Genomic DNA, 22852 nt, shown 5'->3' with positions numbered 1-22852 from the left:
GACGGATGCCGCGGTCCCGCAGAGGACCGTGGTCCGCAGCCGCCCTGCTCGCTTCCCTGACCGTGGTGGCGGCCGGCCAACCTGCCACTGCCCATCCGGTCAGGCCCCAGGCGGGACAGACCTACTACGTCGCGGTATCCGGCCAGGACGCTGCCGACGGCAAGAGCGGCAAGACCCCGTTCCGGCACATCCAGAAGTGCGCCGACGTGATGGTGCCGGGCGATACGTGCCTGGTCCTGTCCGGCACGTACGAGGAGACCGTCGTGCCGGCCCGGTCCGGCACCGCCGGGCTGCCGATCACCTATCGCGCCGCCCCCGGCGCGAAGGTGACGGTGAGCGGTGCCTCCAGGATCGGCGGCTTCGAGCCGGTCACCGCCGCCGATGTCACCGAGATCGCCAAGACCGACCCGTTCGCCGCGGACTCGCAGTTCGGCGACGCGGTGGCGGCCGGGCACATCTACAGCACGGACGTCGACCTCGGCTCCGACGTGAGCACCGTGCAGGTGTTCACCGACAAGAAGATGGGCATCGAGGCCCAGTGGCCGTATCCCGGCCTCGATCTGCTCGCCCCCTCGCTCCAGTACGCCGGTGAGGGCAGCGCGGACGCCACCGTCGCCGACGCGGACCTGACCCGCCCGGCGGGGTACTGGGACGGCGCGCGTGCCCTCACCGGCTACTGGTACGTCTCGGCGACCACCACGGTGAAGAGCTCCGCCGTCGGCTCGGTGACACTGGACGCGGCGCCGCCGTGCGTCCACAAGGTCGTGCCCAAGGAGACCCGGTACGCACTCTCCGGGAAGATCAGTGAACTCGCGCATCCCGGCGAGTGGTTCTACGACCCGACCGCGAAGCGCCTGTACGTGTACGGCACCGTCGACCCGGACGCCCACACCGTCGAGGCCAAGCGCCGCACCCTCGGCTTCGACCTGACGAACACCAGTCACACGACGATCGACGGCATCGGCCTGTTCGCCACGACGATCAGGACGGGCGCCACCAGTACCGGGGTCACCCTGGACGGCATCGACGGCCAGTACCTGTCGCACTACACGGACATCACCCGGGGCGCAACGGACTGCGGCAGCACGGTGACGCGGGGCGTCGGCGACAGCGGCATCATCCTCGACGGCACCCGGAACAAGATCGTGAACAGCGACCTGTCGCTGAGCGCCGGGAACGGCATCGCGTTGCGCGGGCAGAACAACACGGCCACCGACAATGTGATCCACGACGTCGACTACATGGGCACCTACGCGGCGGGGATCGCCGTGCAGGGCAACAGTCAGACGGTCACGCACAACACGATCTCCCGCGTCGGCCGCAGCGGTATCAACCTCCAGTGGAACGAAGTGGCCGGTCTCACCCCGGGCAAGGACCTGATCGCGTACAACGACATCTCCGGGTACGCCCGGCTGAGCCTCGATGTGGCCGCGATCTACACCTGCTGCAGCGCCTGGATGATGGGCACGGACATCGACCACAACGTGCTGCACGATCCGGCGCCGACCACGACCTCCACCACGTTCGGGATCTCGGGAATCTACGCGGACAACGGCCAGAGCGATCTGGTGATCGCGAACAATGTGGGCTGGGGCAACCGGGAGGGCACGGTGATGCTCAACGGTCTGGGCACCGGATCGCACGACAACGGCGTCTACAACAACACCGGCGGAATGACGCTGTTCTATGTGAAGGAGCCGGGGCAGTCGACCGGCACCAAGATCTACAACAACGTCGGTACGATCCGGGGCCTGGACGGTGCCACCGACGGCGGGCTCGTTCTCTCCAACAACCTTCCCTCGGATGTCGATCCGCTGTTCGTCGATGCGGCGAACCGTGACTATCGGCTGACCGCCGATTCCCCGGCGCGCAATCAGGCGATTCCGCTTCCGGGGATCAATGACGGTTCCACGGATGCGACGCCGAGTCTGGGTGCCTATCAGTACGGGGCACCCAGGTGGACTGCGGGCGCCCGTCGGTAGCCCGCTCGCGACATGGCCATGTGCCCGACCCGGAATTCCGGATCGGGCCCGTGGCCATGCGATCAATTCGGCTTCGCCGCAGTCATCCCGGCCGCCGTCCTCTTCGTCGCGGCTGCCTTCTTGCGGGGCTTCTTCGCCTCCCGCGCGTCCGGCACGGGCCCGCGGCCGGCGGCGTGGTCGGCGAATGCCTCGGCCGCCTTCTCGGGGTCCCCGGACCGCAAGAGGCCGACGAGGCGGCCGTGTTCGTCGGCCATCGCGCACCGGTCGCCGTCGAAGAGCGGGTCGGAGATGGCCCGCAGGGTGCGCAGGCTCGGTTCGATGACCTCCCACATCCGCGCCAGGAACGGATTGCCCGCGAACTGGCTGACCAGGGTGTGGAACTCTATGTCGGCGTCGCGGAAGCCGCTGACGTCGCCCGCGGCGACCGCCTCGTGCATGCGCTCGACCAGCGCGTCGAGCTCGGTGAGCTGGTCCTCGGTGATGTGCTCGGTGGCGAGCCGCGCGGCGAGGCCCTCCAGCGGCTCGCGTACCTGACGGGCGTACTCCGCGTCCTGCGAGGAGATCTCGACGACGAAGTGGCCGCGGCGCGGCACGTGTGTGAACAGGCCCTCCCGGGCGAGCCGCTTGACCGCCTCGCGCACCGGGGCCTGGCTCACGCCGAGCCGCCGCGCGATCTCCGATTCGACCACGCGGTCGTTCGGCGCGAGATCGCCCTCGACAACGGCCTGGCGGAGCAGTTCGTACACCTGGTCCGAGATCAGGGTCTTGCGGAACCGGTCCTTGTTGGTGGCCAGTGTGGAGACGAATCCACCCGACGCGTTAGATGCCATGAATTCCCAATCCTGCACTGGGGCACGTCAGTTGCGACATAATACGCACCCATCTTCTCTCGATGGAATCACACCGAGGTTTCCAACCGTTTGGCCAGCCATTCCAATTTGACGACCTCGCGGGCGGGCCCGCCGCCTTCGTGATCATTGAACGGATAGGCCCGCATCTGCTTGTCGGCCTGATCCACATTTCGTTGGGCGCCGTAATGGTTGAACGCCGCGTACACCGTGGAGGGCGGGCAGATATGGTCCATCAGGCCGACCGAGAACAGCGTCGGCGCATTGGCCCTGCGGGCCAGGGTGGCGCCGTCGAAGTAGGACATGGTACGGGTAACCGTGGCCGCGTGCTCACGGTGCAGCTTCACGAACTCGGTGACCTCGGTGTACGGCGGCATGTCGGTGATCGTGGTGGCGCGCGGGAAGTGGCACAGGAACGGCACGTCCGGCATGACGGCCACGAGCTCGGGGACGAGGCCCGCGGCGGCGAGCGCGATGCCACCGCCCTGGCTGGTGCCGGTGACCACGACGCGGGGTCGGGTCGGCGTGCGGGTGCGTGCGCGCCGCGGCGACGGCGCGCACCGCGTCGGCGAGGTCGAATTCCTCCTGCTGCGCGAGGGTCTCCTGCCAGAACGCGTCGAAGTCGTCCAATTCGGGGAGAGCGGGGCGATATCCCTCCAACTCGTCCAGGGGAAGGTCGAAATGTGCCATGGGGCATCTCCGCGGAGGTCGGGACCGACTCTCGGCGAGGCGGAGCCGGTCACTGTTCATCGCCTATCGATCATCGAGGGAATCGAAGCAGGGGCATTCGAGCACTGTCAACCACGTGGACGGTCAGCCACCGAGTCCGTACACGCGGACGGCGGTCGTGTGCAGCACGCGATGTCGATGATCGGCCGTCAGATGGGCGAGTCCGAGCCGGGACGTGGCGAGCGAGTCGGCCCGTGAGCCGCGGGGCAGGCAGATCGGCCAGTCGGAGCCGAGGAGGCAGCGGTCGGGGCCGAGCGCGTCCACGACGTGTCGCACCATGTGTGCGACGCGCTGCGGTGGCACCCCGTGCTGCTGGGTGAGCAGCCCGGAGATCTTCATCACCACGTTCGGGCTCGCGGCGGCGCGCTCGACGTCGCGGTACCACTCCCCCGCCGCCGGCGTGCGCGGGTCCGGCGGGTTACCCAGGTGGTCGACGACGACGGTCAGCTCGGGATGCTGTGCGGCAACATCGGCCGCCGCCGCCAACACCCCTCGATACAGGTTGAGTTCGAGCACCGATCCCGCCTCGGCCAGTACCGGGACGAGCGCGCGGGCCGACTCGGGGGTGCCCGTCCACGAGGCGCCGCCGAGTCGCATCCCGTTGGGGCGGGAGTCGCCCAGCTCGTCCAGGAGGGCACGGAACAGGTCCGGGCCGTCCGCGCCGTGGACGTGCAGGTTGGCCACGTACCCGATGACCAGATCCGGTCGGCGCAGGCGCAGTCCACGCAGGGCGAGTGTCTCTCCCGCATCACCGCGCGACGCCTCGACCAGTACAGCCCCGGTCAGGTCGAGGCCCGCGCCCGACTGCTCCAGGTCGTCCTCGCCGAAGGCTCGGTGGTGCTCGTCGCCCGGCCGGATCCAGGGGAATCCCTCGGCCGGATCCCACAGGTGGACATGGCAGTCGATCACGGTGCGCCTCCTCCTCCTCCTCCTCGGGTTCGTCGGGGGATGCTCCGGAGTATTGACACGTCGGCTCCCCGCCCGTGAGTCTAACTATCGGCTATCGATGGGCGATTGTTCAATCCGTACATGACGAGGGTGCAGGTGTTCTCGATGCTCAGGCCTGAACGAACCGGCGGTGCGCGCGCCACGGGCGAGGCGCACGGACCTCTGCTGACCGCGACCCGGCGTGTCACCGAGGTCCCCGAATGGGCTTATTTGGAAAGGGAGTTGTTCGCCACACAGGAGAAGGCCTGGCGGCTCTTCGCCGACCGCTACACCGAAGGCGACGGCCGCCTCGTCTTCCGCGACACTCTCGGGCGGGGAATGGACGGCCGGGACGGCGTGGACGACTTCTACGAACCGTTCTTCAACTGGCCGACGCTCTATCTGCTCGGGGGCAGCGCCGAGTTACTGACCGCCGCGCGGCGGCACTGGCGCGGAGTCACCGCGCAGCTCACCGGGATGGGCATGCTCGCCGACGGTCTGGAGCGCGGCTACGACTGGTTCCACCAGGGCGAGGGCCTGCTCCTCTTCTACGGCCTGTGCCTCGCGGACCCGGACGATGCGGAGCTGCGTGAACTGGCATGCAGTTTCGCCGACTTCTACCTCTCCGGCGGCCCCAACTACGACCCCGCCCACCGGGTCGTACGTGCCCCGCACAACGGCTCGGCGGGACCGCGCTTCGGCTTCAGCGACGAGGAGGCGTACTTCCCGTGGAGCCTGGCCCTGCGCCCGTACGGTCTGCCGCTGGACGGGATCGACGACGTCACGTCCTTCGACGACCTGGCCGCTTCGCCCGAACGTGCCCGCGCGTACGGCCGCGCGATGTGGGACCGGATGGGCCGCGGTGACACGATCGTGAACCTGGCCGCCACCGGCCTCGCCACCAACGCCTTCCTGCTCAGTGGAGAGCAGCGCTACGCGGACTGGGTGGCCGAGTACGTCGGCGTGTGGCAGGAGCGGCTGGCGGGTCGCGACGTCGTGCCCGACAACGTGGGCCTGAACGGTGTGGTGGGCGAATACCTGGACGGCCGCTGGTACGGCGGCCACTACGGATGGTCGTGGCCGCACGGCCTGTCCCCCGTCGGCAGCGCCACCGTCATAGGTGCGGCCAACGCGACACTCCTCACCGGGGACCGGGGCTTCCTGGACCTCGCCCGCAATCCCCTCGATGCGGTGCTGCGCCACGCCGAACAGCGCGGCGCCGACGGGATGGGCACGCTCGGCGAGCGCTGGGAGCCGCACCTGCGCGCGATGCCGGCCGAGCGCACCCTCATGGTGCCCCAGCGGCACAATGACTCCGGCTGGTTCGACTTCACCGTCATGCCGGGCCAGCTCCCGCTCGCACTGTGGCACTTCAGCCGCGAGGAGGCCGACCGGGACCGGATCGAGCACCTGCGCACCGAGTCCCGCTGGGACTGGACCACCGTGCACACCCAGCGCATCAAGGACGAGGCCGGGCACGAGGAGCCCTGGTACGAGTTCCTGCACGGGCGGAACCCTCACTTCCCCGAGCGGATGCTGCGCAGCGCCCTGGCGAGTTGCGCCGAGCGGGTGGAAGCCATCGAGAACGACACCGTCGACCCGGCCGTCGGCCCCGACGCCCTGGACATCCACCACTGGCAGCACCTCAACCCCGTGGTGACGGAAGCCCTGTTGCAGCTGACCACGGGCTCCCCGCAGGTGCTCTACAACGGCGGCCTTCACCAACTGCACGTGCGCTACCACGACGCGGACGCCCGCCGTCCCGGCCTTCCGCCGGACGTCGCCGCGCTCGTGTCCGACATCCGCCCGGACCACACGGTGGTGGAGCTGGTCAACCTCGGCGGTTCGGCGCGCACCCTGCTGGTGCAGGCGGGTTCGTTCGCCGAGCACCACGTCGCCACCGTCCGCGTGGACGACGGCCCCGAGCAGCCGGTCGACGGACCGTACTGCCGCGTCGGACTCCCCGGGAACTCACGGATCCGGCTGACCCTGACCATGACGCTGCGCGCGGGCCGCGCGGCCTGTGCCTCCCCGTGGGAGACGGAATGACCGACACCGCCGCAGCGAACCGGCTGCCCTTCGCCCTGCCCCGCCTCGGCATCGGCACCGCTCCCCTGGGCGGGCTCTTCGAAGAGGTCACCGAGCAGGACGCCGCCGCGACCGTCGAGGCCGCGGCCGAGGCCGGGATCACGTACTTCGACACCGCGCCCCGCTACGGACACGGCCTCGCCGAACAGCGCCTGGGCCGCCTGCTCGCCCCGTCCGGGGTGACCGATCCGGTGATCTCCACAAAGACGGGCTGGCTGCTGCGCCCCCGGCCGGACGGCTCTCCCGGTGAGGTGATCACCGACTGGACGGAGCGCGGCATCCGCGAGTCCCTGGAGGCGAGCCTGACCCGCCTGGGCCGCTCCAGCGTCGACATCCTGTATCTGCACGACCCGGACGACTACCCGGACGAGATACGTCGCACGGCCTATCCGGCGGTGCGCAAGCTCCGTGACGAGGGGCTGGTCCGGGCGATCGGATTCGGCATGAACCACAGCGGTCCGCTCGCCTCGTACGTGGCGGAGTTCGAGGTCGACGTCGTGCTCGTCGCCGGCCGTTTCTCGCTCCTCGACCACGAGGCGCTCACCACCCTGTTGCCGTTGTGCGCCAGGACGGGTACCGCGGTGGTCGTCGGCGGTGTCTTCAACACCGGCCTGCTGGCCGACCCGTCTCCCGGCGCCATGTTCAACTACCGGCCGGTTCCCGCGGAGGCCCTGGAGCGGGCGCGGCAGTGCCGTGCGCTGTGCGACGCGTACGCCGTGCCGCTCCCCGCGGCCGCGATCCAGTTCCCGCTGCTGCACGCCGCGGTCGCCTCGGTCGTCCTCGGCTGCCGTTCAGCGGCCGAGGTGACGGCGAACGCGGCGGCCGCCCGCTTCCCGGTCCCGGACGAGCTCTGGCAGCGGCTGGCGGAGGCCGGGTTCGTGCCCGGGCAACTGCTGGACGGGCACGCGGGGTAGCCACGGACGGCAGGCTGCGGCTGCGCCCCGACGGCGGCGAGCGGGTTGCCGCGGACCGGAGGGGCGCTGCCCGCCTGTCACCGGGTTGTGTCCGGCCTCAGGTGCGCTTGAAGAACTCGACCTCGCCGACCGCGATCGGCCGCCCCTCGCCCTGGCCGGACGCGGCCTTCAGCACGAGCCGGACGGAGACGACGTCGCTGATGCCGGTCCGTACCGTCTGCTTGCCGGGTTTGTCGGTGAGCGTCACCGTCTTCTCCTGGACCTCGCCGTCCGCCTTGGTGATGATCAGATCGGCCCGGGTGGGCCTGGCCCCCTGCCGGAATTCTTCGGGCTCCGTCGACACCCCGGGGTACACCACGACGCCGACCAGCCGGAACGGCTTGTCGAAGGCGCACGTCAGCGACGAGCCGAGCGTGGGTGCCGCCCAGTACTTGTTGGTCAGTCCGTCGGTGGCGGCGGACGCCGGATGGCCTGGAGCGTGGGCGCTCGCGGTGACGTCGGACGGGCTGATCTCCGCCGTGCCGCCGAGCTTGTCCCGTACGTCCTCGAAGACATAGCGCCCGGCGGGCAGGAGCAGGAAGCCCGCGCACAGCAGCCCGACGACCGCCAGCACCAGCAGGGTCCGCCGCAGTGCCCGGCCCGATCCGCTCCTCACCCGGCGGCGGAACGGCCACACCGTGCGCCACCACGGCAGCGGCGCCGGCTGTTCCCTGGTCTGCAACGGCGCTGCGCAGCGGCGGCAGAACCGGCGTCCCGGCAGGTTCGGGGTGCCGCATGCCGGGCACGGTGGCCCGTCCGGCTCCTCGTCCGCCGCCACGGGCCTCACGACGGGCCGCCGGGCGATCGGCTTGGCCGGCTGAACCGCGACCACGGGCGCCTCCGGTGCCGGTGGTTCCGGCCGTACGGGGGCGGGCTGTGCCGGTGGTTCCGGCCGTACGGGGGCAGGCTGCTCCGGTGCGGGCGCCACCGGCGGCGCGGCAGGTTCCGGTGCGCGCGACCGCGTCGGTTCCGCCGGCGGTTCGGGGCGCGGGGCGGGCGGGGAGGGCGGGGCCCCGGCCGAGGGAGCTTCGGTCTCCGGGGCTGGACCGGTCGTCGGCTCGGCCGGAGTTCCGGTCGCGGGCTCGGCTGCCGGTGCCGCCGGTTCCGCGGGGCCGGCCGGTTCCGCGGCGGCGGGAGCGTTCCGCGATGCCCGGGAGGACCAGCCCAGGTAGGAACCGCAGTTCCCGCAGAATTCGTCGTCCTCGCGGTTGGCCGTACCGCACGCCGGACACGAGCGCATCGCGTCAGTCTCCTGTCTCGTCTGGCGGGCCCGGCAGGATCTCCACCCGGCACGTGAGGTGTACGGGGCACGAGGCCGCGACGACGTCCCGGACGCGACTCGCGTCCACCGGTCCTCCGTGCAACGCCCAGACGCGCACCAGCAGTTCCCCGGTCGGCGGCGGAGGCAGTGCCGCGCCCGGCTCGGACGACCACGTGGCGCCGCCGCCGTCCTGGATGTCGGCATGCACGCCGAAGCAGAGCCGGAGGTGTTCGATCAGGCCGCGGCGGGTGCCGCGCCACCGGTGCAGTTCGACGGCGCGGGACACCACGGCCCGCCGCAGCTCCTCGGGCCACGCCGGATCGACATCGGCCGCCACCCAGGACGACAGCCAGGGCAGGAAGTCGGCCGGAGCCAGCGACGGATCGAAATAGGCGGGAAGGTTGTCCAGGGTGGACAGGACGGGCGCCAGGACGGTGTCGAGGCCCGCCGTGAACCGCTGGGCCAGGTCGTCGTCCGCGTACAGCGCGGGCAGCAGCCCGCCGATCGGGTAGCGGCTGGGGAGCCCGGGTACCGCGGCTCTGGTCATGAGCCGTCACCGGCCACGCTCGCGGTGACCTCGACCTGGTGCTGGTGCGAGAAGACCAGGGCGCCCGGGGCGACGTCGATCCGCTGCACCGCCGCCCCGCGCCTGCCGGTGATCGGGTCCGCGGGGAACATCCGTACCTCCTCCACCAGGCCCACCCCCCGCACGCCCTGGAGCACGGCGAAGATCTCGCCGTACTGCACCGGCCTGCCGAACGGCCACCCGGTGCCCTCCGCGCCGCCCCGCAGCGGGTCGATGTGGCGGAACAGCGCGGCGACCGCCTCCGCGCGGACCCGGTCCACGTCACCACCGGCCGTCACGAGCCTGGCGACCACGGTGACGCCCTGGTACGCGGGCGGTTCCACCAACAGCCTGGTGCCGACCAGGCGGCGTTCGTCGAGTCGCGCCGTGACCGTCGAGAGCACGGAGTCCGACGGGATCAGCTGCTCGAACCGCAGTTGGCCCCCCTCGTCGGCGACCGCGTCGGGCACCACCAGGACCCGTACCGCTCCGCCCTCGCCCGCGACGGCCGGCAGGCACCGGACCCTGCGCAGGGAAGGTGCGGCCTCGCGGGCGATGGCCTCGTAGTCCCCGGCCGTGACCGCCCGCTCCTGCACCCGCAGGATGTTGGGAGCCCGGACCTTCGCGTTCTCCACGGTCTCGCCGTCGACCCCGCCCCGGGCCGCCTCGCGGTTGTCCACGCCCGCCACGTACGGCACCGAGCTGCGCAACACGCAGATGGCCCCCCGGGCGACGTTGCCGGCCGCCCCGCCGCCCGTGCGGTAGCGGGGAACCCGCAGCTGCGCGCCCTTCTCGGGCACCGCACCGTAGGCGCGCATCGTCCCGTCCGGCTCGCGCACCTCAGGCGGGAACGCGAACTCGCCGGAGACGGCGTCGATCCGCACATGCCGGTCGTGCGGGGCGGAGGCGCCGAAATGCTCCACCGCGGTCCAGACCTGCCAGCCCTCGGCGGAGGACACCTGGACGACCGGCGGCTCCCCGTCCAGCAGCAGCGGCGCCCTGCTCACGGAGAACCTCTGCCCGGCGACGCCCTCGGAGCTGCCGAGCGGAACATCGAGGACGGTCTCCGCGTGTTCGACGCCCATCGTGCCGCCGACGGTGAACACCTCGGCCTCCCGGATCGTCGGCGACTCCGAGTAGAACGGCTGCCCCGGTTCCGGCGCGGTGACCCGGCAGCGCAGCCATCCCGCCCGGGTCCCCGCGGTCACCGACGCGGTGTGTCCGGCGGGGACGAACACGATCACCTCGCCGGGCCTGTTCAGCCCACCGGTGCTGTCGGTGCCGGTCTGGCAGGTGACCCAGCGGGCACCGTCCCAGGCCTCCCACACCAGTGGCGGCTGCCGCGGGTCGACGCCCACGCCCTCCACCCGGCTGTCCAGGCGTACGGCGACGATGCACCGGGGCACGGCGGTGGGCAGGCCGAACAGCAGGGCGTCTCCGGGCTCCGGCCGGGGCTGGAAGCACGGGATGTCCTTGCCGGCGCCGAGCGGTGCGGTGCGGTCGGTCTGGTCGCCCGAAACCGGCGCGGTGACCAGCCGGACCAGCGAACTCGGCACGATCGACAGGTCGTCGGAGGTGGAGAACACCACTGCCTCCTCGGCCTCGCCGCGCGAGGTGGCGACCTCCGTGCCCGCCGGGAGCCGCACGGTCTCCGGCTGTGGCGCGGACAGCCAGAAGTCGACCTCCGCCCGTGCCACCGACGGCGGGAACAACGTGACGCCCAGCAGGTCGAGGAAGGCCGAGTAGTTCTTGTCCGGTACCCGGTTCAGCCGGTAGAGCAGCTGGTCGACCATGTACGCGAACGTCTCGATGAGCGTGACCCCGGGGTCCGACACGTTGTGGTCGGTCCACTCGGGAGAGCGCTGCTGGACATACCGCTTGGCCTCGTCGACGAGTTGCTGGAAACGCCGGTCGTCCAGGTTGGGTGAGGGCAGGGCCATCAGCGCACTCCCGGTTCTTCGGATCCCTCTGACGGGATGGTGTAGAAGGGGAAGACGAGGTTGCGCAGGTCGTTCGTGGCCCGCACGGTGTAGTGCACGTCGATGTACAGGGTGCCCTCCTCGATGGCGTCGAACGCGATCACCACGTCGGTCACCTCGATGCGCGGCTCCCACCGCTCCAGCGAGGTGCGGACCTCGTGCGCGATGCGCCCGGCGGTGGCGCCGTCACCGGGTGCGAAGACGTAGTCGTGGATGCCGCAGCCGAACTCCGGGCGCATCGGCCGCTCGCCCGGCGCCGTGCCGAGCACCAGCCCGATCGCCTCTTCGATCTCCCGGTCCCGCTCGACCATGCCGATGCCGCCCGTGGCACCGACCCGCAGCGGGAAGCCCCAGCCGCGTCCGATGAATCCGCCGCCGCTCACACCGGGCCCCCGATCAGTACGTTCAGCGCTCCGCTGATGATGGGTGCGCCGCAGGAGGTGTTGTCCCGCATCCGGGCGGCGGGCAGCCCGCCGATCAGGACCTGTCCGGTGACCGCGGCGGCCGGGTTGGGCATGATCACGTTCCCCGGCCCGAGTGCGGCGTGCGGGGGGACGACGCACACGTGCAGGCTCCCGGTGACGGCCGCGGGCCGGCCGCCGATCAGCACGGTGGCGACGGCCACCGCGCCCGGGGGCGGGGTACCGATGAGGCCGCCGTGGGCGGTGCTGTCGCCCGTGCGGGCTGCGGGGGGCATGGCCGGGGTTCTCCTTGCTGGGAAAGGGACTTCTGGAGGCATCGGATGGATGGCGGACCGTCAGTTGATCTTGATGAGTCTGGCCTTGAGCACCCCGAGCAGCCCGCCGTCGATGGTGACCCCCGTCTTGCCGTTGACGGTCACCGAGCTGCCCTTGATGTTCACGTCGCCCGTTCCGGCGTCGAGGGTGATCCCGGACGCGGAGAGCTTCACGGAACTCAGTGCCCGGTTGCCGCCGGGGGCGTACACCGTCAGCGCGATCTCGTTCCGCCGCTCGTCCAGGGTGACTTCGAGCCGTTTGTCGCCGGTGGCCAGCCGGACACCGGACGGTCCGCGCGGGGCGTCCAGAAGCTCCAGCCGGTTGCCCGAACGGGACACCAGGGAGCGGCGGTTGACCTTGCCGCTGGTCGGGTCGACCAGCGGGACGTCGTGGGGCGAGGGCTTGTCCACCCCGTTGTAGAGGCCGCCCAGCACATAGGGGCTGTCCAGCAGCCCCTGCTCGAACCCGACCAGCACCTCGTCGTTGACCTCGGGACTGAATACCCCGCCGCCGCCCTGACCGCCCCACTGCACCGTGCGGACCCAGTCGGTCACATAGGTGTCGTCGAGCCAGGGGAACTTGAGCCGGACCCAGCCGCGTTCGGCCTTGCCTTCGCGGATGTCGGTGACCACGCCGATCGCCAGACCCGGCATGCGCGGGCCGCGCGAGGGTGCGTTCGAGCCGCTGGTCAGTCCCGCCAGCGAGCGGTCCGGCGCCGCGCTGACCAGCACGGTGGTGCGGTAGCCGCCGTTCGGTTCGAGTACGTGGTGCGCGGCGGTCGCCGTGTAGCGCCCGGCGAACGCCGGTCCGACGTTGCCGAGGGCCACCGGCTCCCCCGCCCGCAGCTGGGGGTTGCCCTCGGCGACCGCCTCGATCTCACCGAACCCGGAACTCACCGAGGCGGCCACCGAACCGGCCACGGCCCTCGCCTCGGCCTGGGTCCGGTACGGGGTGTCGGTGACCGTCATCCGGGCGTTCGGGCCGAACGCCCCGGCCGCCAGCGACGGGCTCATCCCGGGGGACACCGTGTCGCTTCGGATGGACTGCTCGCGGGCCACCAGCCGCGTCTTGGTGTCGACGTTCCAGCCGCGCACCTCCACACTGTCCGCCCCGTCCGCACCGGTCAGCACGGCCCGCAGGGCCAGCAGGTTGCGCCCGTACTCCAGGACCATCGGGTGGCGGGTGGCGGAGGTGGCCGGCGAAGGGGCCGACGCGGCGGGTTTGGGCTTCACGAACTGCAACAGGCCCTTGTCGTCCACCCGCACGTGCGCACCGCTCTCGCCCGCGAGGTACTGGAGGAACTCCCAGTCCGAGACATTGGGCTGGGTCAGCTGCTTGTACGTGATGGGCGCGGCCTCGATCCTTCCGCAGGCCAGCCCGGCGCCCGCCGCGACCTTGCGGACGATGTCCGCGGTCTTCATGTTGCGGAACGCCACCACCTTCCGTCCGCGCTGGAGCCGGTGGGCCTTGGAGAAGGCGCGGACCACCGTGAACGAACCGGTGGTGTCGCTGTCCAGCTCGACCGCGGTGACCTCACCGGTGAACAGCCGCTCGCGCACCCGCTCCTGCACGGTGACCACGGATATCTTCAGCGGGGTGCCGATGGTCATCCCGGTGGCGGTGAGCAGCTTGTGATCGGGGTCCCGATACGTCAGCACTGCGGTGTCCGGCAGGCCGACGTTCTCGTCCACCACGCAGCTCACCAGCTGGGCCGCCCAGGCCGGTGGCAGCTCACCGGGCGCCTCGACGATCGGATCCGCGGCGAAGGAGCGGCCGGCGGCGGTCATCGGCCGCCCTCCGGGGCGTGATCTTCCAGTCCGGGCACGACCAGCTCCCTGCCGGGGATCAACTGCATCGGGTCGTCCACGTCGTTGGCCTCCGCGATCGTGCGCCAGGCGGTGGCGTCGCCGTACTCCCGCCAGGCGAGCAGCGGCAGGCTGTCCCCGGCGACGACCCGGTGCGTACGACGTGCCTCCCGCGAGCCGGACGTGGGGTTCTGGCCCGCCGGATCCACGCTCGCCTCCTCGATCGACAGGGCGCAGGTGGCGCGCAGCGGCTTCCCGTCGACGTCGAAGAGGGTGTACGAGACGGAGAGGTTGGACAGCACACCGTCGAACGAGGTGGTCTTCGACGTGCCCCAGTCGAAGCGGACCCAGGGGCTCGCGGGTGTCTTGCGGGCCAGGCTGCTCGGTGTGGGCACACACGCCGTCATCAGCTGCTCCACCGCCTTCTCCACCGAGTTGTCGTGGGTGGCCGTGGAATCCAGGAAGACCTCCAGGGACAGCGCGCGGGGCCCGCTGCCCACGAATTCGGGCAGCGCGGACTGCCCGGCCATCCGGGACGGCGTGCGCCGCCACTCGGTGCTCTTGCTCAGCGACAGCTTGGCGGGGTTGAACTGCAAGGTGAGCCGGGCGAGGGTCCCGCCCGGTTTGGCGCCGACGGTCGCCGGCGGTTCCATGATGGTCAGCTGGGCGCGAGCACGGCTCGTACGGACAGCGGGTGACATTGCGCTCCTCCTTCCCGATCTTCTCTGCTACCTGTACCTGCTAAGGAATGTGACGATCCATCAGGACGGCTCCAGGCCCTCGTGTGCGATCTCCAGCGTCTCGATCGCCGCCTGGGAACTGGCGGGGTCGAAGGACGGCCCCTGCCAGCGGACCGGCACGATGCCGTGCACCTGCCAGCTGATGATGCGGCTGAGGTCCGGACGGAGCGCGACGATCTCGCCGTCCTTGGGTTCGACCCGCTGGATCGTCTCGTTCAGCCACCGCGCGATCTTGAGCGTGTCGGCGGTGACGGGGCGGGTCAGCGTGATGTTGGTCCAGGTGATCCGTCCCGGCAGCTGCCAGGTGAACCCGTTGTTGCCGCCCTCGGCGTACTGCTCCATCTCCACCTCGGCGCCCAGGCCCGAGCAGGTGTGGAAGGCCCCCAGGTCACTGCCGCCGATGACGAGCTTGAAGAAGACGCTCGTCGCGAAGATGTTGTCCGTCATGTGCTTCTCTTCTTCTCTGCTGTTTCCAAGTGCCGTGCCGTGTGCAGCTGTTCGGGCCGCTGTCAGCGGCGCCCGTCGTACAGCCGTCCAGTACGTTCCCGTCCTCTGCGCATGTCCGCGCGAAGCAGCCGACTCACCGGATCGAGCAGACGACGGGCCAGTTCCTCGATGTCCGCCGCGGTGACCCGGTTCGCGGGCGGAGCGTCCGCGGTGGCCGAGTCGTCCGATCCGGCCGGGCCGGTCGTTCCAGACGGCGCGGCGGGCTTCACCGGGGCCGCCCTCACCGGAACACCGGTGATTCCGGCGTCGGCCGCCGCGCGCTGAAGCACCTCGGCCGTGGCCCCGGAGACGCCCGCTCCGGCGGCCGGAGCGGGTGCGCGTTGCGGAACCCGTACCGACAGGCTCGGTGGTCCGGGAAGGGGAGCACCGGCTCCGGCCGCCGGTCCGGTGGCCATGGGAGCGCCGGAATCCGCCACTACCGGAAACGCCGTCCGCTGTATGGGCACGGCGGCTGCTCCCGGCCGGTCCGTTGCGGGCGGATGCGGACGCACGACCGGAACCGGCTGTGCGGCGGACGGCGCGGACAGGGGTGCGGAGGGGGCCACATACGCGGTCGGGGGTGCGGGTCGTGGTGGCGGGGACGGCGGTCCGGGGCGGCCTGCGGAGCCTGGCTCCACGGGGCTCCGCTCCGGCAGGTGGGCGTCGGGACGGGACGACGGCGTGGTCGCGCCGCCGCGTACCGAACGCTGCACGAGCCGCAGGAGCGAGCCGCCGACTCCCGTTCCGCGACCCGTCCGGTCGGCGCCGACGCGGGCCCCGCTCGCTGCTCCGGGCCCGGCCCCGGTCCCCGGAACGCGAGTGGGGTGAGCGGCAGGCGTCCGGCCTGAGTGCGTCCCGCTCCGCGTGGTGCCGGGCGACGGGCTCCCGGGCACGAAACGTTGGACGGTTCCGCCGGGCGCCATGGTCCCGGGCGCCGTAGTTCGAGACGCCGTAGTCCCGGGCGCCGCAGTCCCGGGCGTCGGCCCACCGGGCGTCGGCGCCTGGCCTGTCGCACGTGTCCGGTGCGGCGCAGCGGGATCGGAGGGGCGGGTGCCCGGGTGAGGAAGTGCCGGCCCGGGTGCGGCACCCGGCGGCGTCCGGTGCTCCCCGGTCCGCGTGCTCCCGGGCCCCGGCGACGGCACATCGGACCCCGGCTGCCTGCCATCACGGCGCCAGGTGGCTGCCACGACCGGCCGGGCCGCGCTGCCTGACGCAGGCGCCGAAAAGCCCTCCCTGGAGCCGGTGCTCACCTTCAGGGCCCTGCCCGCGAGCAGGGCACGCGACCGCTGGACGGCGGGCATCGGCCCTGCCGCCGAGGAGGCGTGGCCGGATGCCCGTCCCTTCCCCCGCTCCGGGGTGATCCTCCGGACACGTACCGGCGCAACGGGAGCCGCGGGGGCAGGGGTGCTGATGGGCGAGCTCGGACGCGTGGTGTCCGCCGCGCGCTGGACAACCGCGGGTTGCGGTACGGACGCGGCGGGCCGGGCAGCCACGGGGGGCGTCCGCACCGGCATCGCGGAAGGCTCGTCCGGGAGATTCGACATCGGCTTGGCGGGTACGGAGGGCGGGGGCGCCCCGGGCTCCCCCGTCGGCGTCGCGCCTTGCCGCGGGCCCGTGGCTCCCGGCTGAGGCCCACGACGGTCGCCGAGCAGCGGAGCGTCGTTCCGGAGCCTGGCCGTCGGCGGAAGCGAGGGAAGGGGGGTACCGATCCCGCCGCGGGCACGAGCCGGTGAGCCGGACCGGTCGGGCTGTGGCGGCTGCGGGGCCCGAACCTCCGAAGACCTGGCTTTCGTGGACCGAATCTCCGGAGAAGACGGCTGACGCACCGGCGGCTTCGCCGCTTCTGGCGAACGCGCGGTCACCGGAGGGGTTGCCGGAAAGGTTGCCGAAGGGGTTGCCGGAGAGGTTTCCGTCTCCGATGTCTGGCGTTGAAGTACGGGCATGTCCGCTGTCCGTTGCCCCTCCGGGGCGGACGGTACGACCTCGCTCCGCGCTCCCGGACCTGAGGGTACGGCCCCGGTGGGCAGTTCCCTCAGGGGCTTGCCCAGGGCGGGACGCACCGGTGCTGCGGTGGGACGGTCGGTGCCGGCGTCCGGACCGGCGGGCGCGGTCTGTTGCGACGCGCCCTGCTGCACAGCGGCGGTGGTGGTGGTGACGGGAGTGGCCGATGCGGAGGTCGTGGCCGGCGGGATCCCGGCGATGTGCCGCAGTGCCATCGCCGGACGCCTGGCAATGATCAGGGGTGGGGCGGTCCGCCGCGGACGTACGGCCGCGGGCCGGGCCCGCTGGGGCGAAACCGGTGCCGGCGCGGCGCCCGCGGGATGCCGCGACGCCGACGCGGCGGCCGGACTCGAAGCCGGTCCCGGAGCCGCGGCGGGCGCCGTGCCCTTCGCCGGGGCCGCCTCCGCCGTGGCTTCCGGAGCGGTTGCGCCACCACCGCCGGTCCGATGCCCCGGTGCCCCGCTCCCGGAGGAACGGGAGGACGAGGCAGGGGAGGACGAGGCAGGGGCGGGCGAGGCAGGGGCGGGCGAAGGACGGGAGGACACCGTGCGGCTCGCCCGCTGGACGGTTGCAGTCGCAGGGGCCGGCTTCCCGCCCTCCCTGCCCCTGCCGGCCGCGGTGCCCGCTGCGGCGGACGGCAGGCCCGCAGCAGGTTCCGCTTCCCCGTCCGTCGCGGTAGGGGCGGCACGCAACAGCAGCGGTCCACCGGGAGACTCGGAACGCGCGCCGCCCGGGCGGGCGACGCCATGGATGAGGCCCACCGGAGCGGACGGCAGTACGGCATGGCCGAGTTCGCTCCCGAAGGCGAGATCCTGCCACGAGGCGAGGCCGTCCCTGAACCGCAGTCCGTCGCTCACCCCGATCGAGGACCGGGCGACGGTCACCGTCGGGGGCGCGACCTGCCGCCAGCCGCCGTCCCAGTCCCCGCCCCGGACGCCGTCCCGCTGACCGGCCCCGCTGTCGCTCCGGTCGGCCTCCGGTTCCGGAGCGTGCCCGGTCTCGGCTCCGGCTCCGCCCCGGGGCGGCGTTCCGGGCTGCTGCCGGTCCCCCCGGCGGAGCCAGTTTCCGATCCCCACACGATCACCCGCCTTCGTTGACGCGGGTGTTGATCCGCGCTATCTCCCGCACCCATTCCTGACGCTCGCCGTGGGTGAGGTCGAGAATGTCCTCTCGCTGCCAATGGAAGTGGTAGGCGACGTACGCGATCTCCTCCCGCAATCGGGGAAGCGCGTACGTCACGATTCCCCCAGGCGCCCACCCGAGAGGTCCACCTCGAACGCCCCGTGGCACAGCGGGCAGGTCACCGCGGCGTGCGTGTGACCCTCGCTGTTGATCCGGCGGTAGAAGTCCTGGAGGAACGCCACATCCGTCGCGTACATCCGCTCGACGACCCCGGCGTGCACATCGGTGATGGTGCCGAGCTGGGTGATCACCTGGCTCAGCAGCACCACGGACAGGTACGCCGGGTTCTCCTTCACCCGCAGGTCGATCTGCGGGCGCAGCTCGTCCCGTGCCGTCGCGAGCCGCATCGAGCCGCGCCGGTGGATCTGGCCCTCGTCGTCGACGTAACCGCGCGGGAGCTCGAACTCGAACTCCGTACGCAGATCCATCTGGTCACGGTCGCGGTCCCGGGCCGAAGGCGGTGCGGGAGCCGCCTCCTCGCGTGCGGCGGGCGGGGCGGACGCGAGGCTGTCGAGGACTTCGTCGAGCCCGCCCGACGTAACGGTCCTACGCCTCATTCGACCACGATCTCCTCGAAGGTGATGGTCACCGACTCGGTGGCCGCACTGGACTCGCCGGCCTTCAGCGAGGGCCCCTCCCACTTGCTGGCCCAGCCCTGCATCAACTGGATGCGCCGGACCGTCTCACCCTTCGAGTCCTTGATCTCGATGGTCAGGTTCTGGCGCGCGGTGTCGACGGCCCCGTTGTTGAGCGTCTCCTTGATCCATTTGGTGAACTCACTGCTCTTGTCGAGTCCGCGGGTGATCGTGACCTCGCCCGCCTGACGTGCGCCGGGCTGCTTGCGGATGATCTGCTTGCCCTCGGCGGTCACTTGACGGACCTCGACGACTTCCTCCTCGACGGTCAGGCCGCTGATCTCTTGGATCGACTCGACGAGATAGCCGCCGAGCTGTACGCCGAAGACGTGGGTGGAAAGAGCGTCGCCCTCTGCCATGACTCTGTGTCACCTGTTCCGTTTGCGGACCCTGCTGGGTCACTCGTTGACGAGGCTGGTGCTGTCGGAGAACTGTGCGAGGCGGAAGATCACGAACTCCGCGGGCTTCACCGGGGCCACGCCGATCTCGCACACGACCTGGCCGAGGTCGATCGACTCCTGCGGATTGTTGTCGCGGTCGCACTTGACATAGAACGCTTCCTCGGCCGTGCGGCCGAAGAGGGCGCCCCGGCGCCACTCCTCGGTGAGGAAGGCGGTGACGTTGCGCCGGATGCTCGACCACAGGCGGTCGTCGTTCGGCTCGAACACCACCCACTGGGTGCCCAGGAGGATCGACTCCTCCAGGTAGTTGAAGAGGCGGCGTACGTTGAGGTAGCGCCAGGCCGGGTCGGACGAGAGGGTGCGCGCGCCCCAGATCCGGATACCACGCCCGGGGAAGGCGCGCACGCAGTTGACACCGATCGGGTTGAGCAGGTCCTGCTCGCCCTTGCTGAGGCGGATCTCCAGGTCCAGCGCACCGCGGATGACCTCGTTGGCGGGGGCCTTGTGCACACCGCGCTCGCCGTCGCTGCGCGCCCAGACGCCGGCCACATGGCCGCTCGGCGGCACCAGGGAGTTCTGGCCGGTCGCCGGGTCGAAGACCTTGACCCACGGGTAGTACACGGTCGCATAGCGCGAGTCGTATCCGGCGTCGTCATTGCGCCAGGTACGGACGCGCTGGGCGTTCATGCCCGGCGGGGTGTCCAGGATGGCGACCCGGTCGCCCATCTGCTCGCAGTGCGAAATCACCGCCAGCTGAACGGCCTTGACCCCCTCGGCGTCGATGTCGCCGCGCTGGTAGGCGCTCATCAGGTCCGGAACGGCGACCATGGTGATCTCGTCGATCGCTTCGAGGCCCGCGAAGCCCGTACGGGCGGCGGCGTCACCGACGTACTCGGCCGGGTCGAGCCGTGCGACACCGGATCCGGGGGCGGCGGCGGTGGACGCGAGGGCGAAGGTCTGGTTCTCGGGGCGGGTCTGGGCCGCTCCGGGCTGCTCGGTGACCTGGATGAGCTTGGACTGGCGGGTCTGGGCGACCAGATAGCCCTTGACGTTCTTGCGGGTGGAGACGTCGTAGGTCTCCACCACCTTGCCGGCCTGCCGCACCAGCAGCCGGAACCGGTCCTCCGGAACGTTCTCGCCCTCGGCGTCGGCGACCTCGACGGAGAGGTCTCCACTCGTTCCGGGCCGTGCGGAGACCAGGAATCCCCCGATGGCGGCGGGCGGGACCGCTTCGGCGGCGGATCCCTGCGTCGAGTCCTGTGCGGGGCCCCCGATGCGCACGATGTAGGCCGCGCCGCCACCGTTGGCGAAGAAGCCGTAGACCGCGGGCGTCAGGTACGTGTCGGCGGTGAAGGTACCGAAGGTCTGGACGTACTGGTCCCAGTTCGTCACCAGCGTCGGCTGGTGGAAGGGGCCGGACTCCGCGAAACCGACGAAGGCTGCGACCGCGGTGCCGACTCCCTCGATGGGCCGCGCTCCGGACTGCACCTCCTCCACGTATACACCGGGGGTGAGGTACGACGGCATGCTCGCTCCTTCGCGTGGTCGTTCGTTCGCCGCCGAGTCTTCCTCGGCGGCTGTGGCGGACAGTAGGTCTCAAGGTCCTGGGCACGGGGCAAGGGTGCTGCCTTCCCGGGCACCCGTGGGACAGGAAATTCTTCCCCTTGCGGACCGGTCGCGGCGACCGCCGCATTTCCCGTTCCGATCGTGTGACAGCAAGGTGTACTGCGGATTTCCGGAAGACGTCTGCCGGCAGGGGAACAGACAGGAATCAGCCAGAATTCGCGGATATCGGCCGTCCGCTCGGTACCGGGCGACCGAATCCGATCCTTGACCGAGCCATGTGCCCTTCCAGAGGTCTCCGAAAGCCTGTGGCCGGAAACTCCTCACCCACTGCCGACATCGCGGAACCCGGACGGCCCGGATGGCCTCCACTGTGCACAGGAGAAGGAAACTGCCAAAGACCGGCAAGCCGGGTTTCCCTCGGTCGGGATTTCTGCTGTTCTCATCCCCTGTGGGGGAAGCAGGAGGCCGGGCACTTTGTTTCTACGGTGCGAGATCGCTCAGCACACCGCTGACATTGAGTACTTGGTGGCATTCGGAGGCCTGAGTTCCGGTTGCCGGCGTACCGGGCTTGGCACAGGTCACGGACGCGGTGACCGTGTCGTTCTCCTGAATCTCGATGGGGGTGACCCAGTGGTAGTCCTGGTTCCGGAAGGTCTCCAGAGCGATGGTGGTGATCTTCCGCTCCCCGAAGGAGATGGTCAGCACTCCTTCGTCGCCCTGGAAGTTCGCCACCACGATGTCCGTGATTCCGAATACCTTCCCCTTCGGAACCCGGTATGTCCCGTTCTTCTTGGCCCCGGACCCGGTCTGCACATCGATCGTCGCCGAGCTCTGCTGTGTGCCCCCCGTCCCCCCGCCCGTTCCCGAACTGGAACCGCCCGAACCGGAGCCTCCGGACGCGTTCGGCTTGCCCTGCGCCTTGTCATCTCCCTGACCACCGGTCGGGTCGCCCGTGCCGCCCCCTGTTGCCGAACCCTGTTGCCCGCCGGGGGGCGTCTTCTCCTGCGCGGCCTCGTGCGCCGCCTGCTTCGCGGTGCTCCGCACCGCGGGCCGGACCAGCGCGAACCACGCGAGCAGCAGCGCGAGCAGCGCGGCCAGGACTATCAGCAGCCACCTGGGCAGTACGGGCAGTTGCGCGAACTCACCGGGCACTGCCTCGGACCGGCCGGACTGCTCGCCGTCGGTGTCCCCTTCGGTGCTTTCGGCGGCCTCGACCTCGAACGGCCAGACGACCGGCTTGCCGAACCAGATCAGCTTCCGGGCCCGTACCCGCAGGCCCACCTCGGCGGACTCGCCCGGTTCCAGGCGCCGTTGGGCCGGGGTGAAGGCCAGGCGGAGTTCCTCCCCGGCCTGTTTGCCGGTGAGCGCGACGTCGACCGCCGTGTTCCCCTTGTTCTGCACCGAGGTCCGGAACCGGGCGCCCAGCCAGCCGGAGCGCCGGCGCGGGTCGAGCTCCGCCCGGAGCTCGTGAAAGGGCCCGACGATCACCGTGGCCTCGGGGACCGCCACCGACTCGGGGTGCTCCGTGGGCAGCACGCGGACACCCAGGGGCATCTCACCGGCCCGTACCTCGTGGGACCGCGGCGGCGCGAGCCGTACGGTCACCACCTCGGAGGTGCCCGGGTAGAGGGACACGCGCGCCGGCTCGACGGTGCTCCAAGCGGCGCAGTCGCCGACCACTTCGAGGGTGTACGCCTCGACGATGTCGCCGTCGTTGCGCACGGTCAGTGTCGTCGTCGCTTCGGCGCCGGGCGACACCGTCACCGTAGGCGTTTCGAGTTCGGCAGATGTGGTCACGATGCGACGTTAGGCCACCCCTGCGGCGCCGCAGCAGAGACGCGAGGGCAACGATCGGGCAGGGGTGGTGCCCTGAGGGCACACCGCCACGATGTCCCGGCGACCCTCCCCCGGGCCCGTTCACCGTGCCGGAGCCCGACGCGGTCGAGTGCGGCAACAGGCGTATCGGA

General features: G+C 71.2%; 21 protein-coding genes and 2 pseudogenes. 5 read left to right on the top strand and 18 right to left on the bottom strand.

Annotation, left to right across the window (positions count from 1 at the left end):
• Positions 1 to 5 precede the first annotated feature (5 nt).
• Entirely contained in the window at positions 6 to 1982 is a 1977-nt protein-coding gene (locus tag OG611_RS37795) for a right-handed parallel beta-helix repeat-containing protein (protein ID WP_266430826.1), read from the top strand.
• A 62-nt stretch (positions 1983 to 2044) separates the two neighbouring features.
• Here OG611_RS37795 and OG611_RS37790 read toward each other — a convergent pair whose 3' ends face one another.
• The 3 genes and pseudogenes from OG611_RS37790 to OG611_RS37780 form a co-directional block, all read right to left on the bottom strand.
• A complete protein-coding gene (locus OG611_RS37790; RefSeq protein WP_266430824.1) occupies positions 2045 to 2812 on the bottom strand; it encodes a GntR family transcriptional regulator in 768 nt (255 codons plus the stop codon).
• A gap of 68 nt (positions 2813 to 2880) precedes the next feature.
• Positions 2881 to 3520 (bottom strand): annotated as a pseudogene (locus OG611_RS37785) (acetylxylan esterase).
• A 123-nt stretch (positions 3521 to 3643) separates the two neighbouring features.
• Positions 3644 to 4468 (bottom strand): amidohydrolase, encoded by an 825-nt coding sequence (locus tag OG611_RS37780; protein ID WP_266430822.1) that lies wholly within the window; start codon positions 4466 to 4468, stop codon positions 3644 to 3646.
• Positions 4469 to 4588: 120 nt separating this feature from the next.
• Between OG611_RS37780 and OG611_RS37775 the strand changes: the two genes are divergently transcribed.
• Together OG611_RS37775 and OG611_RS37770 are read left to right on the top strand one after the other, a co-directional pair.
• Positions 4589 to 6535 carry a hypothetical protein gene (locus OG611_RS37775; RefSeq protein ID WP_266430820.1) on the top strand — a complete coding sequence of 649 codons (1947 nt, stop codon included), beginning with the start codon at positions 4589 to 4591 and terminating at the stop codon, positions 6533 to 6535.
• Positions 6532 to 7488 (top strand): aldo/keto reductase, encoded by a 957-nt coding sequence (locus OG611_RS37770; protein ID WP_266430819.1) that lies wholly within the window; start codon positions 6532 to 6534, stop codon positions 7486 to 7488. The genes OG611_RS37775 and OG611_RS37770 overlap by 4 nt, the downstream gene beginning before the upstream one ends.
• Positions 7489 to 7585: 97 nt before the next feature.
• Here the strand turns inward: OG611_RS37770 and OG611_RS37765 are convergent, their stop codons facing one another.
• From OG611_RS37765 to OG611_RS37720, 10 genes and pseudogenes are all read right to left on the bottom strand, one after another.
• Positions 7586 to 8359, bottom strand: coding sequence for a zinc ribbon domain-containing protein (locus tag OG611_RS37765; RefSeq protein WP_266431436.1), 774 nt, complete (start codon positions 8357 to 8359; stop codon positions 7586 to 7588).
• A gap of 342 nt (positions 8360 to 8701) precedes the next feature.
• Positions 8702 to 8767: pseudogene (locus tag OG611_RS37760) on the bottom strand (zinc ribbon domain-containing protein); the annotation flags it as partial.
• 4 nt (positions 8768 to 8771) lie between these two features.
• Positions 8772 to 9335: a phage tail protein I gene (locus OG611_RS37755; protein ID WP_266430817.1), complete on the bottom strand. Its 564-nt coding sequence runs from the start codon at positions 9333 to 9335 to the stop codon at positions 8772 to 8774.
• A complete protein-coding gene (locus tag OG611_RS37750) occupies positions 9332 to 11293 on the bottom strand; it encodes a putative baseplate assembly protein (protein WP_266430815.1) in 1962 nt (653 codons plus the stop codon). Before OG611_RS37750 ends, OG611_RS37755 begins: the two co-directional genes overlap by 4 nt.
• A complete protein-coding gene (locus OG611_RS37745) occupies positions 11293 to 11715 on the bottom strand; it encodes a GPW/gp25 family protein (RefSeq protein ID WP_266430813.1) in 423 nt (140 codons plus the stop codon). Before OG611_RS37745 ends, OG611_RS37750 begins: the two co-directional genes overlap by 1 nt.
• Positions 11712 to 12029 carry a PAAR domain-containing protein gene (locus OG611_RS37740; RefSeq protein WP_266430811.1) on the bottom strand — a complete coding sequence of 106 codons (318 nt, stop codon included), beginning with the start codon at positions 12027 to 12029 and terminating at the stop codon, positions 11712 to 11714. The genes OG611_RS37745 and OG611_RS37740 overlap by 4 nt, the downstream gene beginning before the upstream one ends.
• A 60-nt stretch (positions 12030 to 12089) precedes the next feature.
• The gene (locus OG611_RS37735) at positions 12090 to 13856 is read right to left on the bottom strand and encodes a VgrG-related protein (RefSeq protein WP_266430809.1); all 1767 of its coding nucleotides are present in this window, start codon (positions 13854 to 13856) and stop codon (positions 12090 to 12092) included.
• Entirely contained in the window at positions 13853 to 14575 is a 723-nt protein-coding gene (locus OG611_RS37730) for a LysM peptidoglycan-binding domain-containing protein (protein ID WP_266430806.1), read from the bottom strand. Before OG611_RS37730 ends, OG611_RS37735 begins: the two co-directional genes overlap by 4 nt.
• Positions 14576 to 14635: 60 nt before the next feature.
• A complete protein-coding gene (locus OG611_RS37725) occupies positions 14636 to 15061 on the bottom strand; it encodes a phage tail protein (RefSeq protein ID WP_266430804.1) in 426 nt (141 codons plus the stop codon).
• Between the two features lie 62 nt (positions 15062 to 15123).
• On the bottom strand, positions 15124 to 15516 hold the full coding sequence (locus tag OG611_RS37720; protein ID WP_266430802.1) for a hypothetical protein: 393 nt from the start codon (positions 15514 to 15516) through the stop codon (positions 15124 to 15126).
• A 760-nt stretch (positions 15517 to 16276) separates the two neighbouring features.
• Here OG611_RS37720 and OG611_RS37715 point away from each other — a divergent pair.
• Positions 16277 to 16729, top strand: coding sequence for a hypothetical protein (locus OG611_RS37715; protein ID WP_266430800.1), 453 nt, complete (start codon positions 16277 to 16279; stop codon positions 16727 to 16729).
• A 531-nt stretch (positions 16730 to 17260) separates the two neighbouring features.
• The gene (locus OG611_RS37710; RefSeq protein ID WP_266430798.1) at positions 17261 to 18049 is read left to right on the top strand and encodes a hypothetical protein; all 789 of its coding nucleotides are present in this window, start codon (positions 17261 to 17263) and stop codon (positions 18047 to 18049) included.
• Between the two features lie 132 nt (positions 18050 to 18181).
• Here OG611_RS37710 and OG611_RS37705 read toward each other — a convergent pair whose 3' ends face one another.
• The 5 genes from OG611_RS37705 to OG611_RS37685 all read right to left on the bottom strand — a co-directional run bounded on the left by OG611_RS37705 (position 18182) and on the right by OG611_RS37685 (position 22682).
• Positions 18182 to 18340, bottom strand: a complete 159-nt coding sequence (locus OG611_RS37705) for a DUF6760 family protein (RefSeq protein ID WP_266430796.1) — start codon at positions 18338 to 18340, stop codon at positions 18182 to 18184.
• Complete coding sequence (locus tag OG611_RS37700) at positions 18337 to 18840, bottom strand: hypothetical protein (RefSeq protein WP_266430794.1); 504 nt, start codon at positions 18838 to 18840, stop codon at positions 18337 to 18339. The genes OG611_RS37705 and OG611_RS37700 overlap by 4 nt, the downstream gene beginning before the upstream one ends.
• Complete coding sequence (locus OG611_RS37695; RefSeq protein ID WP_072486912.1) at positions 18837 to 19277, bottom strand: phage tail protein; 441 nt, start codon at positions 19275 to 19277, stop codon at positions 18837 to 18839. Before OG611_RS37695 ends, OG611_RS37700 begins: the two co-directional genes overlap by 4 nt.
• A 39-nt stretch (positions 19278 to 19316) precedes the next feature.
• Positions 19317 to 20846, bottom strand: a complete 1530-nt coding sequence (locus tag OG611_RS37690; RefSeq protein ID WP_266430791.1) for a phage tail sheath family protein — start codon at positions 20844 to 20846, stop codon at positions 19317 to 19319.
• Positions 20847 to 21365: 519 nt separating this feature from the next.
• Positions 21366 to 22682, bottom strand: coding sequence for a hydrolytic protein (locus OG611_RS37685; RefSeq protein WP_266430789.1), 1317 nt, complete (start codon positions 22680 to 22682; stop codon positions 21366 to 21368).
• Between the last annotated feature and the right edge of the window lie 170 nt (positions 22683 to 22852).

Source organism: Streptomyces sp. NBC_01363, assembly GCF_026340595.1.
Classification (GTDB): Bacteria; Actinomycetota; Actinomycetes; order Streptomycetales; family Streptomycetaceae; genus Streptomyces.
The sequence above is the reverse complement of the archived record's forward strand: the minus strand, read 5'-3'. Positions and strand labels throughout refer to the sequence as shown.

Bases quoted from the DNA above. Each gene is read 5' to 3' on its own strand.
- OG611_RS37735 (WP_266430809.1), bottom strand. From the start codon at position 13,856: ATGACCGCCGCCGGCCGCTCCTTCGCCGCGGATCCGATCGTCGAGGCG.
- OG611_RS37795 (WP_266430826.1), top strand. From the start codon at position 6: ATGCCGCGGTCCCGCAGAGGACCGTGGTCCGCAGCCGCCCTGCTCGCT.
- OG611_RS37730 (WP_266430806.1), bottom strand. From the start codon at position 14,575: ATGTCACCCGCTGTCCGTACGAGCCGTGCTCGCGCCCAGCTGACCATC.
- OG611_RS37690 (WP_266430791.1), bottom strand. From the start codon at position 20,846: ATGCCGTCGTACCTCACCCCCGGTGTATACGTGGAGGAGGTGCAGTCC.
- OG611_RS37740 (WP_266430811.1), bottom strand. From the start codon at position 12,029: ATGCCCCCCGCAGCCCGCACGGGCGACAGCACCGCCCACGGCGGCCTC.
- OG611_RS37755 (WP_266430817.1), bottom strand. From the start codon at position 9,335: ATGACCAGAGCCGCGGTACCCGGGCTCCCCAGCCGCTACCCGATCGGC.
- OG611_RS37790 (WP_266430824.1), bottom strand. From the start codon at position 2,812: ATGGCATCTAACGCGTCGGGTGGATTCGTCTCCACACTGGCCACCAAC.
- OG611_RS37720 (WP_266430802.1), bottom strand. From the start codon at position 15,516: ATGGCCACCGGACCGGCGGCCGGAGCCGGTGCTCCCCTTCCCGGACCA.
- OG611_RS37725 (WP_266430804.1), bottom strand. From the start codon at position 15,061: ATGACGGACAACATCTTCGCGACGAGCGTCTTCTTCAAGCTCGTCATC.
- OG611_RS37770 (WP_266430819.1), top strand. From the start codon at position 6,532: ATGACCGACACCGCCGCAGCGAACCGGCTGCCCTTCGCCCTGCCCCGC.
- OG611_RS37695 (WP_072486912.1), bottom strand. From the start codon at position 19,277: ATGGCAGAGGGCGACGCTCTTTCCACCCACGTCTTCGGCGTACAGCTC.
- OG611_RS37775 (WP_266430820.1), top strand. From the start codon at position 4,589: ATGACGAGGGTGCAGGTGTTCTCGATGCTCAGGCCTGAACGAACCGGC.
- OG611_RS37700 (WP_266430794.1), bottom strand. From the start codon at position 18,840: ATGAGGCGTAGGACCGTTACGTCGGGCGGGCTCGACGAAGTCCTCGAC.
- OG611_RS37750 (WP_266430815.1), bottom strand. From the start codon at position 11,293: ATGGCCCTGCCCTCACCCAACCTGGACGACCGGCGTTTCCAGCAACTC.